Annotated in this window: 11 protein-coding genes; 5 read left to right on the top strand and 6 right to left on the bottom strand. The window is 34.6% G+C overall.

What is annotated here, in order from left to right; genetic code table 11:
• Positions 1-78 precede the first annotated feature (78 nt).
• Together gyrA and KKG99_05295 are read left to right on the top strand one after the other, a co-directional pair.
• A complete protein-coding gene (gene gyrA, locus KKG99_05300; protein MBU1012401.1) occupies positions 79-2,622 on the top strand; it encodes a DNA gyrase subunit A in 2,544 nt (847 codons plus the stop codon).
• A 95-nt stretch (positions 2,623-2,717) separates the two neighbouring features.
• Positions 2,718-3,914 (top strand): hypothetical protein, encoded by a 1,197-nt coding sequence (locus tag KKG99_05295; GenBank protein MBU1012400.1) that lies wholly within the window; start codon positions 2,718-2,720, stop codon positions 3,912-3,914.
• Between the two features lie 176 nt (positions 3,915-4,090).
• On the opposite strand, the gene msrA is transcribed toward KKG99_05295, so the two are convergent.
• Positions 4,091-4,723 carry a peptide-methionine (S)-S-oxide reductase MsrA gene (gene msrA / locus KKG99_05290; GenBank protein ID MBU1012399.1) on the bottom strand — a complete coding sequence of 211 codons (633 nt, stop codon included), beginning with the start codon at positions 4,721-4,723 and terminating at the stop codon, positions 4,091-4,093.
• Between the two features lie 62 nt (positions 4,724-4,785).
• Positions 4,786-6,024 carry a DEAD/DEAH box helicase gene (locus tag KKG99_05285; protein ID MBU1012398.1) on the bottom strand — a complete coding sequence of 413 codons (1,239 nt, stop codon included), beginning with the start codon at positions 6,022-6,024 and terminating at the stop codon, positions 4,786-4,788.
• A gap of 85 nt (positions 6,025-6,109) precedes the next feature.
• Between KKG99_05285 and KKG99_05280 the strand changes: the two genes are divergently transcribed.
• A complete protein-coding gene (locus KKG99_05280) occupies positions 6,110-7,081 on the top strand; it encodes a tRNA-dihydrouridine synthase family protein (GenBank protein ID MBU1012397.1) in 972 nt (323 codons plus the stop codon).
• 150 nt (positions 7,082-7,231) lie between these two features.
• Here KKG99_05280 and KKG99_05275 read toward each other — a convergent pair whose 3' ends face one another.
• Entirely contained in the window at positions 7,232-7,435 is a 204-nt protein-coding gene (locus tag KKG99_05275; GenBank protein ID MBU1012396.1) for a YwbE family protein, read from the bottom strand.
• Between the two features lie 113 nt (positions 7,436-7,548).
• Between KKG99_05275 and KKG99_05270 the strand changes: the two genes are divergently transcribed.
• Entirely contained in the window at positions 7,549-8,703 is a 1,155-nt protein-coding gene (locus KKG99_05270) for a hypothetical protein (GenBank protein ID MBU1012395.1), read from the top strand.
• 94 nt (positions 8,704-8,797) lie between these two features.
• On the opposite strand, the gene KKG99_05265 is transcribed toward KKG99_05270, so the two are convergent.
• Entirely contained in the window at positions 8,798-10,684 is a 1,887-nt protein-coding gene (locus tag KKG99_05265; protein ID MBU1012394.1) for an ABC-F family ATP-binding cassette domain-containing protein, read from the bottom strand.
• Between the two features lie 130 nt (positions 10,685-10,814).
• Positions 10,815-11,975 carry a hypothetical protein gene (locus tag KKG99_05260; protein ID MBU1012393.1) on the bottom strand — a complete coding sequence of 387 codons (1,161 nt, stop codon included), beginning with the start codon at positions 11,973-11,975 and terminating at the stop codon, positions 10,815-10,817.
• A 260-nt stretch (positions 11,976-12,235) separates the two neighbouring features.
• Between KKG99_05260 and KKG99_05255 the strand changes: the two genes are divergently transcribed.
• On the top strand, positions 12,236-12,850 hold the full coding sequence (locus tag KKG99_05255; protein ID MBU1012392.1) for a hypothetical protein: 615 nt from the start codon (positions 12,236-12,238) through the stop codon (positions 12,848-12,850).
• A 31-nt stretch (positions 12,851-12,881) separates the two neighbouring features.
• Here KKG99_05255 and argH read toward each other — a convergent pair whose 3' ends face one another.
• Positions 12,882-14,168 carry an argininosuccinate lyase gene (argH, locus tag KKG99_05250; GenBank protein ID MBU1012391.1) on the bottom strand — a complete coding sequence of 429 codons (1,287 nt, stop codon included), beginning with the start codon at positions 14,166-14,168 and terminating at the stop codon, positions 12,882-12,884.
• Positions 14,169-14,173: the final 5 nt, after the last annotated feature.

Below are 14,173 nucleotides of genomic sequence, written 5' to 3'. Positions count from 1 at the left end.
GGAAATAATTAGTACTTTCGTATGTTATAACCAATAAACATAATTGATTAATATACAGAAGATTAAGTTAATAAGAATATGGAAGAAGGAAGCAAGATTCTGAAGGTAAATATTGAAGATCAAATGAAATCGGCCTACATTGATTATTCGATGTCGGTTATTGTGTCAAGGGCCTTACCTGATGTGCGTGATGGATTGAAGCCGGTGCATAGAAGAGTATTATATGGAATGCTTGATTTGGGCGTTTTATCAAACCGTGCCCACAAAAAGTCAGCTCGTATAGTTGGAGAGGTTTTAGGTAAATACCACCCTCATGGTGATACATCTGTATATGATGCCATGGTTCGAATGGCACAGGAATGGTCTCTTCGTTATCCTTTAGTTGACGGGCAGGGAAACTTCGGTTCGATTGATGGTGATAGCCCGGCTGCTATGCGTTATACAGAAGCACGTTTGCAAAAGATTGCCGAGGAAATGTTAGCGGATATTGAAAAAGATACTGTTGATTTTCAGCTTAATTTTGATGATTCACTCAAAGAACCTGTCGTTCTTCCAACACGAATCCCAAATTTATTGATCAATGGAGCGTCGGGTATTGCTGTAGGTATGGCAACGAATATGCCACCTCATAATTTGTCTGAAGTAATTGACGGAACTATCGCTTATATAGATAATAATGAAATTACAATTCCTGAATTGATGAAATTTATCAAAGCACCCGATTTTCCTACCGGAGCTTTGATTTATGGATATGAAGGTGTTAGGGAAGCTTTTGAAACCGGCAGGGGTAGGGTAATGATGAGAGGTGAATCAACAGTTGAAATAAGTTCAACCGGTCGTGAAAGCATCATTGTAACTTCAATACCTTATCAGGTGAACAAAGCAGAAATGATCAAAAAAACTGCTGATTTAGTTAACGATAAAAAAATTGTTGGAATTTCTGATTTAAGAGATGAATCCGATCGGAATGGGATCAGGATTGTGTACGAATTAAGGAAGGATGCTGTAACCAATGTTGTCCTAAACAAATTATATCAATTAACGGCCCTACAATCCTCATTCAGTGTAAATAACATTGCTTTGGTTAAAGGTCGACCACAAATGTTGAATTTAAAAGACATGATCCATTACTTTGTTGAACATCGTCATGAAGTGGTGATAAGACGCACAAAGTATGAACTGGCCGAAGCGGAGAAAAAAGCACATGTTCTGGAAGGCTTGCTTGTTGCATTAGATCATTTGGATGAAGTAATTGCATTGATTCGTGCTTCAAGAACCCCTGAAGAGGCCAGAAATGGATTGATGAAGGAATTTGAACTTTCAGAGATACAAGCACGGGCAATCCTGGATATGAGACTCCAGAAATTAACCGGGCTTGAGCGCGATAAGATCAAACTTGAATTTGATGAATTAATCAAACAAATTGAAATTTACAAAGAAATACTGGGTAACGAATCCATGCGAATGGGAATCATTAAAGCAGAGCTAGCCGAGATTAAAGAAAAATATGGAGATAGCTCACGAAGTCAAATTATTTATTCAGCTGAAGACTTTAAGATTGAAGATACAATTCCTGACGATGACGTACTTCTGACGATTTCACATATGGGTTATGTAAAACGTACCCAACTTTCTGAATACCGCCAACAGAAAAGGGGAGGGCGTGGAGCAAAAGGAAGCGGTAATCGCGACGAAGATTTTCTGGAACATCTGTTTGTTGCTTCTATGCACAATTATATGCTATTCTTTACAGAGAAAGGTAAGTGTTTCTGGTTAAGAGTATTCGAAATACCCGAGGGTGGTAAAACTTCTAAGGGTCGCGCCATACAAAATATGATCAACATTGATCCCGACGATAAAGTAAGAGCATTCATCAATGTTAAGGACATTAAGGATAAAGAATACGTTGAAAATAATTTTATTATACTCGCAACCCAACGAGGTACCATCAAAAAAACTTCTCTTGAAGCATATTCCCGTCCGCGTCAAAATGGTATTAATGCAATTACAATTAACGAAGGTGATCAATTACTTGAGGCCAGACTTACAACCGGTAAGAGCGAGATTATAATGGCCCTAAAATCGGGTAAGGCAATTAGGTTTAATGAATCAAATGTACGGCCAATGGGACGAAATGCAGCAGGGGTGAGGGGCATTAGTTTGGGAGGGCCCAAAGACGAAGTTATCGGCATGATTTGTATTAATGAAGATAATGCAGATATTCTTGTTGTTTCAGAAAATGGTTATGGAAAACGTTCATCGGTAGAAGATTACCGTATTACGAATAGAGGAGGTAAAGGTGTTAAAACCATCAATATTACCGAAAAAACAGGATCTTTAATTGCGATCAAAGATGTTCAGGATAATGATGACTTAATGATTATCAACAGATCAGGTTTGATTATCAGACTATCCGTCGAAGATTTAAGAGTAATGGGAAGAGCTACTCAGGGAGTTCGTTTAATTAACCTCAAAGATGATGATTCAATTGCATCAGTTGCAAAGGTTGCAGTTATCGTTGGTGATGATGATGAATTTAAGGACATAGACAATCCTGATAATGAAGATATTGAGGATGAAAATATCAATAATGAAGAGATTGGCAAGGAAATTGAAGAATAGACAATATAAAACGTTTAAAAATAAGTAATCATTGATTTTTGAATTTAGCAAATATGTATATTTGCGCGATAAAAAAAATCGTAAAAAGTAATATTATGAAGAAATACGCAATTCTGTTAAGTTTGCTCATCGTATTTGGACTGACCCATGCGCAAACAGGAAAAAGAAACTCTGCTTTCAATTTTTTGAAAAGTGGCAATTTACTAAAGGCCAAAGAAGCAATTGATGCGGCAAGTGAAAATGAAAAAACGATAAATGATTCCAAAACTTGGTTATACAAGGGACAAATTTATTTTGAAATCGCAAGAAGTCCGATCGCTGACCTTATTAAAATTAGTAACGAAGAATCTGCCGAGATTGGATATAACGCCTTATTAAAAGCAAAAGAATTAGATGTTACCAATGAGCTTAAAGAGGATTTGACCGCTTATTTCACAATCGCATCTGAAGTTTATTTTAACCTTGCAGTTCTAAAATATAACTCAGAGGTATTTTCGGAAGCAGGGCAATTATTCGATAAGTCATTTACAATTGCAGGACTAAGTGGCCGTATTGATACAACAGCGCTGATTAATGGTGCCATGTCTTATGAGAAAGGCAATGTATTGGATAAAGCTAAACTAAATTATGAAAAATTAGCTGCCATGAACTATGAAAGTGTAGTGGTTTATTATTCATATGCAAATATTTTAAAAACAGAAGGGGATACAATTCAAGCTTTGGAAATTATTCAAAAAGGAAGAAAAATATTCCCTACCGATTTCAACATAATTATTGCTGAAACCAATATTTATCTGGAAACGGCTCAAACTGAAAAAGCATTGGAAAACCTGAAATTAGCGTTGACTTTTGATGATTCTAATCCTACAGTTTATCAAGCCGTTGGTACAATGTACGATATAATCTTTAATAATGAAGATCTCACGGATGAGGAGCGATTATCAGCTTTTGATCAAAGTGAAGCTGCATATTTAAAAGCCATAGAACTTCAAGCTGATTTTTTTAATGCAATTTATAATTTAGGAGCCCTATATTTTAATAAAGGTGTTTTCTATCTTGGTAAAGCCGATGCACTGCCATATAATGATAAAAATTATAACGCGACTAAAGAAAAAGGTGATGGTTTTTTACAAACTGCTTTACCATATTTGGAAAGTGCTTTAAAACTTAAAGGCGATGATTATAATACGCTGTATTCTTTAAAACAGATTTATTCGAGAACAGGGCAGACTGAAAAATACAAAGCTGTTAATGATAAATTAGCAGAAATAGGAACTCCTGATCAACAGTAATCTTTATTCATAAAATTATTAGGGGAATAAGTATTTACTTGTTCCCCTATTTTATTAAATATGCTATTTAACATAATATTAATTATAAGACAATAATAATAAAATTCTGCAATCGATAAAGATTTTATGTTAAGGAATTTGTGGATTGAGAATAAACATTATGTTTGAATTCTAAGCTATTTCAAATAATCCTTGAAAACCTTTTTAAATTTTTCCATTTTCGGTTGAATCACGAATTTACAATATGCCTGTTCGGGATTTGTGATAAAATAATTTTTATGGTAATCTTCTGCCAAGTAAAATATCTTTAAAGCTGTTACTTCAGTTACAATTTTATTTGGATAAGCTTGAGCGTCATTCAGTTCTGAAATTATTTTTTCAGCCATCTGTTTTTGTTCGTCAGAAGTATAAAATATGGCCGAGCGATATTGATTTCCTATATCAGCACCTTGATAATTCAAGGTTGTTGGATCGTGGGTTTGAAAAAATACGGACAATAAAAATTCAAAAGAAACCTCATCAGGGTCAAATGTAATCCGGGCAACTTCTGCATGCCCTGTTGTTCCTGTAATTACATCGTAATAGGTCGGATTTTTTGTTGAACCACCTGTATATCCGGGTTCAACTGCATATACGCCTTTTAAAGTTTGAAATACGGCTTCAACACACCAAAAGCATCCAGCTCCAAAAACAGCAGTTTCCCTTTTCTTCATATTGTTATTTTCCGATAATTGATTATTCGGATCAATTTCAGCCTGACCATTAATTAATCCTGATAGAAAAATGATCAGTAGAATAGTTTTTTTCATATTAATGTCTCTAATCATATAATTCCTCCGAATTTCATTATTTCACTATTTCATTATTCCATTTATTTCTTCTTCTTCTTTTTCTTTCGTTTAGCGTTGAAACCTTCGGCTTCTTCTAAGAGAGCCTTCCAATCGTGAGGTTTATCGTCCGAAAAATCCAAAGTGATTTGATAATCGTTTTTCGAAATTTCTATTCTGTGTATCGGTTTTCCCAGGTTTTTTTCTATTTCTTCGAGTAATGGTTTTTCTTCGTTACTGCAAAATGAAATGGCTTGTCCTTTTTGATTGCCACGGCCGGTACGGCCTACCCTATGCACATAATATTCAGCAGAGTCGGGCAAGTCATAATTGATGACGTATTCAACATTAGGGATGTCGATTCCTCTGGCACTTACATCTGTAGCAATTAAAACTTTTAAATTACCGGTTCTGAAATCCTGCATGGTCCGTTCACGTTCTTCCTGCATGATATCGCTGTGAATCGTATTCGTAACTATTTCAACCCTTTCCATGGCTTTTTTAACCCGTTCTGCCCTAACCTTGGTCCTCACAAAAACCAATATTTTCTTTTCTAAATTATTTTTTAAAAGATCTTCCAAAAAGAATCGTTTATCATCCATTTCGACAAATGCGACGGCATGTTCGATATTTTTCGCCACAGGATCTTTTGGTGAAATTTGAATCCGAATTGCATCGGTTACAAGTGAATAGGCCAGGTTTTTAATCTTTTCGTTGATTGTTGCAGAAAAGAAAAGTGTTTGTCGTTTTTTGGGAAGATGACGCATCAAATCGCGGATATCCTTGATGAACCCCAGGTCCAACATATGATCGGCCTCATCCAAAACCAAAATTTCAATCCGATCCAAGTTAAGCACTTTCTGACTTACGAGATCAAACATTCTTCCCGGTGTGGCTATTAAAACATCCACTCCTTTATTAAGTTGTTTAATTTGTGGCTCCTGATCAACCCCGCCATGAATACAAAAAGAGGTAATACGGGTATGTCTTCCCAGTTGATAAAAAACACTCTCGATTTGCAAAGCCAATTCATGCGTGGGTGCCATCACCAAACATTTCACCCCATCCGGGCGACCTTCAATTTTGCGATCCTGTAAAATGTGCAGGATTGGGATTGCAAAAGCAGCTGTTTTGCCTGTTCCTGTTTGGGCAATAGCCAAAACATCCTCACCTTTAAGAATGGGAGGAATAGATTTATATTGAATATCTGTTGGCTTTTTGTACCCAAGTTTTGAAATAGCCTTTTTTATTCCTTCGTCGATGCGGTATTGTTCAAATTTCATATAAAATAAATATCCGGCAAAGATACCGAATTTCAAATTGTAAGAGATGAATACTTCGCGTTCATACTTTTTCTACTTTTATATCATGGAATTGAAACCTCAAATTTATCTCGCACCCTTGCAGGGCTTTACCGACTTTCATTTCCGAAATGCCTATCAAAAATATTTTAGTAATGTAGATCAATATTTCTCACCTTGGATTAAACTTGATGGTGAGAGCAAATTAAAAAATTCACAAATCAGAGATGTAAATCCCGAAAATAATCAAGGAGTTAAGTTAATCCCTCAGGTAATGTGTAATAATGCCAATGATTTTCTGTATCTGGCAAATTACCTTTTTGATTTAGGTTATGAAGAAATAAACTGGAATCTTGGTTGCCCCCACCCTATGATTACAAAGCGTGGTTTAGGTTCGGCTTTATTAAAAAATCCGGATAAAATAATTTCAATCCTGGATGAGGTTCTGCCTAAAATGCAAAATAAATTGTCGATAAAAATGCGATTGGGGTTTGAAAGTGAGGATGAAAGCATTCAATCATTGCCATTACTTAACGATTACCCTTTAACTGAGATTATCATTCACGCACGCACTGCAACGCAAATGTATAAAGGGAAAGCTAATATTAATGCCTTTGAAAATTGTATAAGTCTGTCTAAGCAAAAGCTGGTTTATAACGGCGATTTGAATAGTCTAAAAATGTTTAAGGAAATAAGTGTTCGATTTCCACAAATCAATAGATGGATGATTGGCAGAGGATTGATTGCGAACCCCTTTCTTTCAGCAATGATAAAGACTGATTCAAAGGAACTTCCGGAAAACCATAAAAAAGTTTTTCTTGAGTTTCATAACTATCTAATGGAAAGCTATGCTTCTCATTTATCAGGAGAAAAGCACCTATTAATAAAAATGATTTCTTTTTGGGAGTATTTCTCAAATTCATTTGAAGATGCCCACAAAGCTCAAAAACGAATTAAAAAAGCCAAAACGCTGATCGCTTATAATGAAGCGGTGAGAGTTAATCTGAATATTGGATTTATAGATGATGATGTTGGTTAGTAGGTAGTAGAATGTAGACAGTAGTTAGTAGTAAATAATTAGTAAGACACAAGATTCAAGATTCAAGATACAAGATTATTTCAAAATTCATAACTCATCACTCATAATTCATAACTCCCGCCCGAACGTTCCGTTCGGAAAGGGCGGGCATCATTCATCATTCAAAATTATTTCTTTCACCCTGCCAATCCGCCCATCCTCCAGCCTTACCTTAATTCCATGATGATGCTCAGTGGATTTTGTTAAGATATTTTTTACAAATCCTTCAGTTAATGCTCCACTTCGCTGATCTTCTTTAAGCACAATTTTAACTTCTGAGCCAATCTTGATATTTGCTTTTTTAGTTCCATCCATTATGAGATATCTTAAATATGATTTTGCAAACTTACACTAATTGAATGAAGATTAAGGAGTAAAATGTAACAATCATCTTAAAAGTTAGTCTTTTAAACAAAAGGCATTTATTTATGAAGCGTATATTATTTATTACTTTATTAGTTGGATTTCATTGCTTGTCAAATGCTCAGGAATCTTCTAAAAATCTTGACTTTTCTGCCATTTATCAACATTTCATTGTGATGGAGCAATTGCAATCTGGAAAAGAACCTATAGCCAGCCAATGGGCTGATTTATTTGAGACTCCTGCTTATAAAACGCTTTTAGATAATGAGTTGCGGAAACCAATCAGGTTTCAAGAGGTTTTTAGGGCTGCATACCTACCCGGATACTCAAAAGATATCAATGATATTTTGGTCAAAATTGATCGCAAAGGTTCTTGGTGGACCTCATGGGTTACTTCATTGTTAGAAGCTTATGAAAATGTTCCAAAGCAGAAAACGCAATTATTGGATTTAGTCGATGCGTATAAAAGACTTGATTTAAGCGAATTTGCCATGAAGGAAGCTGCTCGTTTTCTTCCAGATGAAAAGTTTGAGGGTTTTCCAAAAGTTGCTTTTTTGATCTTTAATGATTCCAGGGGTTATGATCCAATTATTTTAAGTCTGAATAGTTTTTTAAAGACCGATGATATCAGAGATAATAATGCACTGGATTGTATGATAAATAAAGGTTTTAACAAGCATTTTAGTTTTCAGTTATTGTATGCCCACGAAGCTTTTCATTACTACCGAAATAAAAAGGATGAATTTCGTTTTCCGGATGACACTGATCCCTACTCTTCTTTAATTTGGATCATGAATCAAATAGCTAACGAAGGTATAGCCGATCAAATTGATAAGGTCAATCAATATTTTGATCCGGGATGTTATGCTGACACAAGGGAAGGTGAACAATATTTAAATTATTTAGCCATGCAACCCGACTTAATCAGAAGTATGGATTCATTATTTGTTGAAATTATAAACCTATCTGATTCTGCACAAATATTTTCAAGGCGATTCAGCAGAATGATTCCCCGGTCGGGGCATCAAACAGGTTTTTACATGTGCAATGCAATCATTGAAGAATTTGGAGAGCAAAGTATCAGAATGGTATCAAGAAATCCTTTTACATTTTTTAAACTTTACCAAAAAGCAGCTTTAAAAAATGAAAAATATCCCGTTTTCTCAAAAGATGCAATTGCATGCATCGAAATGTTAGAGGAGAAGTTCAGCTTAGAATAACTTTTAGAGTCACGTTTTTCTATTTTTCATACATAGTTTAAACGCTACTAATGCATTATTCGACAATCAACATTAAAAAATAATCAATCATCCTTTACCCAAGATATTCCGACAATTCAAGCCAGCGCATTTCTTTTTCTTCAAGCGTGCTTATAATTTCGCTAATCCGGTCAGAGGCTGTTTGTAATGCTTGATAATCCTGTGTTCCGGAATTTAATATTTCTGCACATGCTTTTTTCTCTTTTTCCAGAGTGGGGATCTCTTTTTCTAGTTGTTCAAATTCTCTTTGCTCCTTAAAAGTTAATTTCCTTTTTTCTTCAATCTGCACCTTTTTGACCTGCTGTTTTACTACCTTTTCCTTTTTCTGCTTATTTTGAGCATCAGGTAAAACAATCTCATTGCGATATTGGGTATAATTTCCGGCAAAATCTTTCACTGATCCCTCACCATCAAAAATAAAAATGTGATCAACCAGTTTATCCATAAAATAACGATCATGAGAAACCAGCATCAGGCAACCCTGATAAGAAAGCAAAAACTCCTCTAACTTGTTTAAAGTAAGTAAATCCAAATCATTTGTAGGCTCATCCAGAATAAGAAAATTAGGATTCTGAATCAGCACCATGAGTAAATAAAGCCGCCTTTTTTCTCCTCCACTTAGCAGTGAAACCGGAGAATGCTGCATCTGTGCACTAAACATGAAGTGATGCAGAAATTGTGATGCCGTGAGGCTTTTCTCTTTTCCAAGCTGAATTACTTCTGCAGTTTCTTTAACCAAATCAAGCATTTTTTGATCACCTTCGAAAGTGATTCCCTCCTGTTTGTAATACCCAAATTTGATGGTTTCTCCTTTAATGATTTTACCCGAATCAGGTACTAAGTTTTGCGTGATTAAATTTAAAAAGGTCGATTTTCCGCTTCCGTTATTCCCAATAACTCCGATGCGATCGCCCTTTAAAAAATTGTAATCAAAATTCTTAATCAGCACCCTATCATCAAAGCTTTTACTTACATTTTTAACTTCTACTATTTTTCCACCAATACGCTGGCTCTTGATGTCAAGATTAATTTCCTGTTCGATTAAATTTGCACTAGCACGCTCTTTTATTTCATAAAATGAATCAATTCTGGATTTGGATTTGTGGGTTCTTGCCTTGGGCATTCTGCGCATCCATTCCAACTCTTTTTTCATAAGTTTACGTGCCTTCAGGATTTCTGTTTGTTCTACTTCTTCCCTTACTGCTGATTGTTCAACATAAAAAGCGTAATTGCCCTGATGCGTATAGATTTTACCATTGGCAAGTTCCAGAATTTGCGTACAAATACGATCCAGAAAATACCGGTCGTGAGTTACCATCAGTAAGGTTGTATTCGATTTCTCGAGATATTTTTCCAGCCATTCAATCATTTCAATATCAAGGTGGTTAGTAGGCTCATCTAAAATCAATAAATCCGGATTCTCAAGTAATACCAAAGCCAGAGCCAATCTTTTTCTCTGCCCTCCTGATAATTCGCCAATATTTTGATCCAAATCGGTAATTTTGAAAAGGCTGAGCAATTGTTCCAATCTGCGTTCATAATCCCATCCCTGATGTTGATCCATTAAAGCAGAGGCAAGATCATATTTTTTTTGCGATTCCTTATCCCAGGTTTCACTTTGTGCCGCAACAGCTTCTTCGTAATTCCTGATAATTTTCAGTACTTCAGAATGTGTTCCGCGGATGTACTCATTAATGCTTAAGTTATTATCAAATGAAGGTTCTTGATCCAGGTAAGCCCAAACGATGTCAGGATTGAGGATTACCCTTCCCTGATTTGCTTCGTCCTTTCCTGCAATAATCTTTAAAATGGTTGATTTTCCCGTTCCATTAGGCGCTATTAAAGCAACCTTCTCCCCTTTCTCCAGTCCAAAACTAATATCCCTGAACAGCTCCCGTTCCCCAAATTGCCGGCTTAATCCCTCTATTGATAATATATTCATATTTTAAAAATTGAATGCAAAGTTAACTGAATTGATGACAATAAAATTGATTAATTCATCCTTCTCATAATGGCTATATGCTTTGGCACTCAAATCCAATTTTGAAATAGGTTTGAATTTTAATTTGCATTTAAGCACTTAGCTGATCATTTTTTAGTGATGAAATGACCAGATTTTTAATGGGGGTAAATTCTTTACGAATGATTTCCCACTTATCCGGATATTTTTGGAAAAGTGTAAGAATTTTTGATCTATGATTACTTAAAGCGTCAGTGATTCCGGGTGCTTTCATCGGTCGATTGCATGCTCCGCCAACATTAATCCCTGTAAGTTTTTCTTTTTTACTAAGGACAATCTTTGCTCCATTTTCTAGTCGATCGAGTAATGCAATGGTATTGGCATATTTTTGATCGGAGAATGAATGAACAACAATTTCCTCTGTTTCTTTAACTTCAAAATTTGTAAGATTAATATGCCAATCATCAATATAATTGATATCAGGATGGGTTTGTAAACTGTTATTTTCGGCAAAAATAATGGCATTTTTGATTATCGTATATAAATGGCTTATATTTCCTTTAAACTCTTTTATCTTCTCAATTGCTAATTCAGACAGAAGATATTTCTTTTTATATTTTACAGATAATTCGGCACAATATTTATAGGCAAGATTCTTTAAATTTTCATGATTGCTATTTTCAAGCAATCTCAGTTTCTCAATCAATCTTCTATTTTCCTGAATGATGGCATGGGTATCGGCATTAATTCTTTGTTGAATTTCTCTATTTTTCCGATTTAAAATTATAAACGAGTTAAAGGCATTGAACATATGATATTCAATAATACTTTTTTGAGCACTCGCCACTGCCTTATTTGATAAACTTAATCCATAATTTCCCTGATTTGGATTTAAGTAAATCAGCAATAAATCATGTAACCCGTCAAATTCATTTTTAAAACGCAGTAATAAAATGTTTTTATTGAGCTCGTCAAAAATTTCGGTTTTTTCGATAATTGAACGATCTTTTTCGATTCCAATTTCATGCTCTGCCATCCAATCAAAACGTTTTTGAGGTGTTCTCAGTTTGGATATGCGATCCAAACGATCGATAATCAATAAGGGTTCAGTTTCTTCTGATTTATCCGGCCTGGCGCGCATGATTGCTTTTATATCATCCGTTACAGAAGGTTTATATATCGCTATTATCTTATTAATTCCGGGCACAATGAACTGAACATTTTGTAAAATGTTCTCATAATCGCATCCGATAAATGTATAACGATAATTCATTTAAGGAATATTTACGACAAATATAATATAATAATTAAGCCTTTACCTAATTATTAAGTATTTATGTTAAAATAATTAAGTGATAAAAAATGAATTTAAATGAACTTAATTAAGTCACTTAATCAATTAATTAAGCATTAAATAAAACTTAAATAGCTTGATATGTGTCTGTTAAGATTCGTATTCTTGCATCTGGACTTTAATTCATTTTAAAATTGAAAACTATTGAATAAAAATTTTAAGCATAAAAATTCAGTGTTATGAAATCAACATTCCAACAAATTGAACTAAAATCTGAATACATCTTCGAACCCATGCCAGCATCAGAAGGAAAATCAATATGGGATAAGCTTATTACCAAATTTATGCAAGCGACTGAATACTTAATTTTTGAGCACAGTGATGCTACTCAAGACTTTTTATTCCAGGATTTCATTGAAGAAGATCTGACTCCAATTATTGTTTCTAGCAAGGATTTTCATTATCAAAGGATCCAAATAGGTAGATTCCAAAATACTACTGGAATAAATAGATTGGTAAATTATTTGGTAAAAAAAACAGAAGATTGCCTACGACATTTCCAATTGAGCTTCATTTTGGATGTTGAAACGCTTGAATTTGATCAGAGTAAATGTGATAAATTTACACACTCACATTTACCAATCACAAAAGAAGTTGTTATAACGAATGATGCTGAGCAAGTAAAACTGAATATCAAAAGCCAAAAAATGATTAAATGGATAAAATCAATGATCAATTTTCTCCGCCCTGTTAAAACACATGATTCGTCAGAATCTGAATTCTCTATTCAAAATGTTTTAAATTATTTCTCGAAAAAATGCAGGAAACCAATTGATGCTGGAAATGATCCATGAAATTTGGGAGAAAACAACTATTGGTAAAGAATTAAAGCTTGTTATATTTATCAAACTTATCCTTAATCTTGTCCAAACATAGATTGCCAATGCTGCCTATATGTGTATGCTTCAATATTTTATCGGGCGAGTAATCTCCTGAAGCAATGTCATGAGCTACTTTTTTATATGCTTCCCTGAAGCTTATTCCTTGCATCACGAGTTTATTTACTTCTTCAACGCTGTAAAGACTGTCGTAAATCGGATCGAACAAAATTGTTGTGTTAATTTCAATTTTTGATATCATGAAATTGAAAATTTCTAAATTATCCTTCATTAAATCGATTGAATTCATGATTTCCTCTTTTAATATTTGGAAATCACGATGATAACCAGAAGGAAGATTTGTAGTTATCATAGAAATTTGTGTGGGCAATGCCTGGATTCTATTACAATTGGCCCGGATCAATTCAAATACATCAGGATTTTTTTTGTGAGGCATGATGCTGGAACCCGTGGTCAGTTCGTTTGGAAAACTGATAAATTTAAAATTCTGACTATTATTTAAGCAAATATCCATTGCAAATTTCGACAAGGTTAAAGCTAACGAAGATAAGGCAAAGGATAAGGTTTTTTCAAGTTTGCCTCTGCTCATCTGTGCTGCAATCACATTGTATTTTAAGGTTTCAAAACCAAGCAAATCAGTAGTCATTTGACGATCGATGGGATACGAGCTTCCATAACCTGCCGCTGAACCTAATGGATTTTGATCTGCAATTTTGAAGGCAGCATTAAGCATGATGACATCATCAATTAAGTTCTCCGCATAGGCCGAAAACCATAATCCAAACGATGATGGCATGGCAATTTGGAAATGGGTGTACCCTGGCATCAGGACCGTCTGATATTTTTCACTTAATCCAATCAGTGTATTGAAGAGGGTTTCCATCAAAGCCTTAATCTTCATGATCTCATCTTTGATATATAAATGCAAAGCAACCAAAACCTGATCGTTTCGCGATCGTGCAGTATGAATTTTCTTGGCTGCATCTCCAATCATTGCAGTCAGTTCGAATTCAATCTTACTATGTACATCTTCAAAATCGTTTTCAATGGTGAAAGAATCATTTTCGATATTTTCAGCAATTGTTGCCAATCCCGATATTATCTCCTTAAGTTCTGCCTGTTTTAGAATTCCTATTTTGGCAAGCATTTCAGCATGTGTCATGCTTCCGATCACATCAAATTTTGCCAGTTTCAAATCTAAAATACGATCGTTTCCAACCGTAAATTTTTCTATCTTTTGATGGGTATCAAACCCTTTATCCCAAAGTTTCATCTTAA

It is taken from the genome of Bacteroidota bacterium (assembly GCA_018816945.1).
Classification (GTDB): Bacteria; Bacteroidota; Bacteroidia; order Bacteroidales.
This window is presented reverse-complemented; position numbering and strand designations above follow the sequence as displayed.

Excerpts from the sequence above, each read along its gene's own strand:
- KKG99_05275 (MBU1012396.1), bottom strand. The coding sequence starts at position 7,435 with ATGGATGGAACTAAAAAAGCAAATATCAAGATTGGCTCAGAAGTTAAA.
- KKG99_05265 (MBU1012394.1), bottom strand. The coding sequence starts at position 10,684 with ATGAATATATTATCAATAGAGGGATTAAGCCGGCAATTTGGGGAACGG.
- KKG99_05295 (MBU1012400.1), top strand. The coding sequence starts at position 2,718 with ATGAAGAAATACGCAATTCTGTTAAGTTTGCTCATCGTATTTGGACTG.
- KKG99_05255 (MBU1012392.1), top strand. The coding sequence starts at position 12,236 with ATGAAATCAACATTCCAACAAATTGAACTAAAATCTGAATACATCTTC.
- KKG99_05260 (MBU1012393.1), bottom strand. The coding sequence starts at position 11,975 with ATGAATTATCGTTATACATTTATCGGATGCGATTATGAGAACATTTTA.
- msrA (MBU1012399.1), bottom strand. The coding sequence starts at position 4,723 with ATGAAAAAAACTATTCTACTGATCATTTTTCTATCAGGATTAATTAAT.
- argH (MBU1012391.1), bottom strand. The coding sequence starts at position 14,168 with ATGAAACTTTGGGATAAAGGGTTTGATACCCATCAAAAGATAGAAAAA.
- KKG99_05285 (MBU1012398.1), bottom strand. The coding sequence starts at position 6,024 with ATGAAATTTGAACAATACCGCATCGACGAAGGAATAAAAAAGGCTATT.
- KKG99_05270 (MBU1012395.1), top strand. The coding sequence starts at position 7,549 with ATGAAGCGTATATTATTTATTACTTTATTAGTTGGATTTCATTGCTTG.
- gyrA (MBU1012401.1), top strand. The coding sequence starts at position 79 with ATGGAAGAAGGAAGCAAGATTCTGAAGGTAAATATTGAAGATCAAATG.
- KKG99_05280 (MBU1012397.1), top strand. The coding sequence starts at position 6,110 with ATGGAATTGAAACCTCAAATTTATCTCGCACCCTTGCAGGGCTTTACC.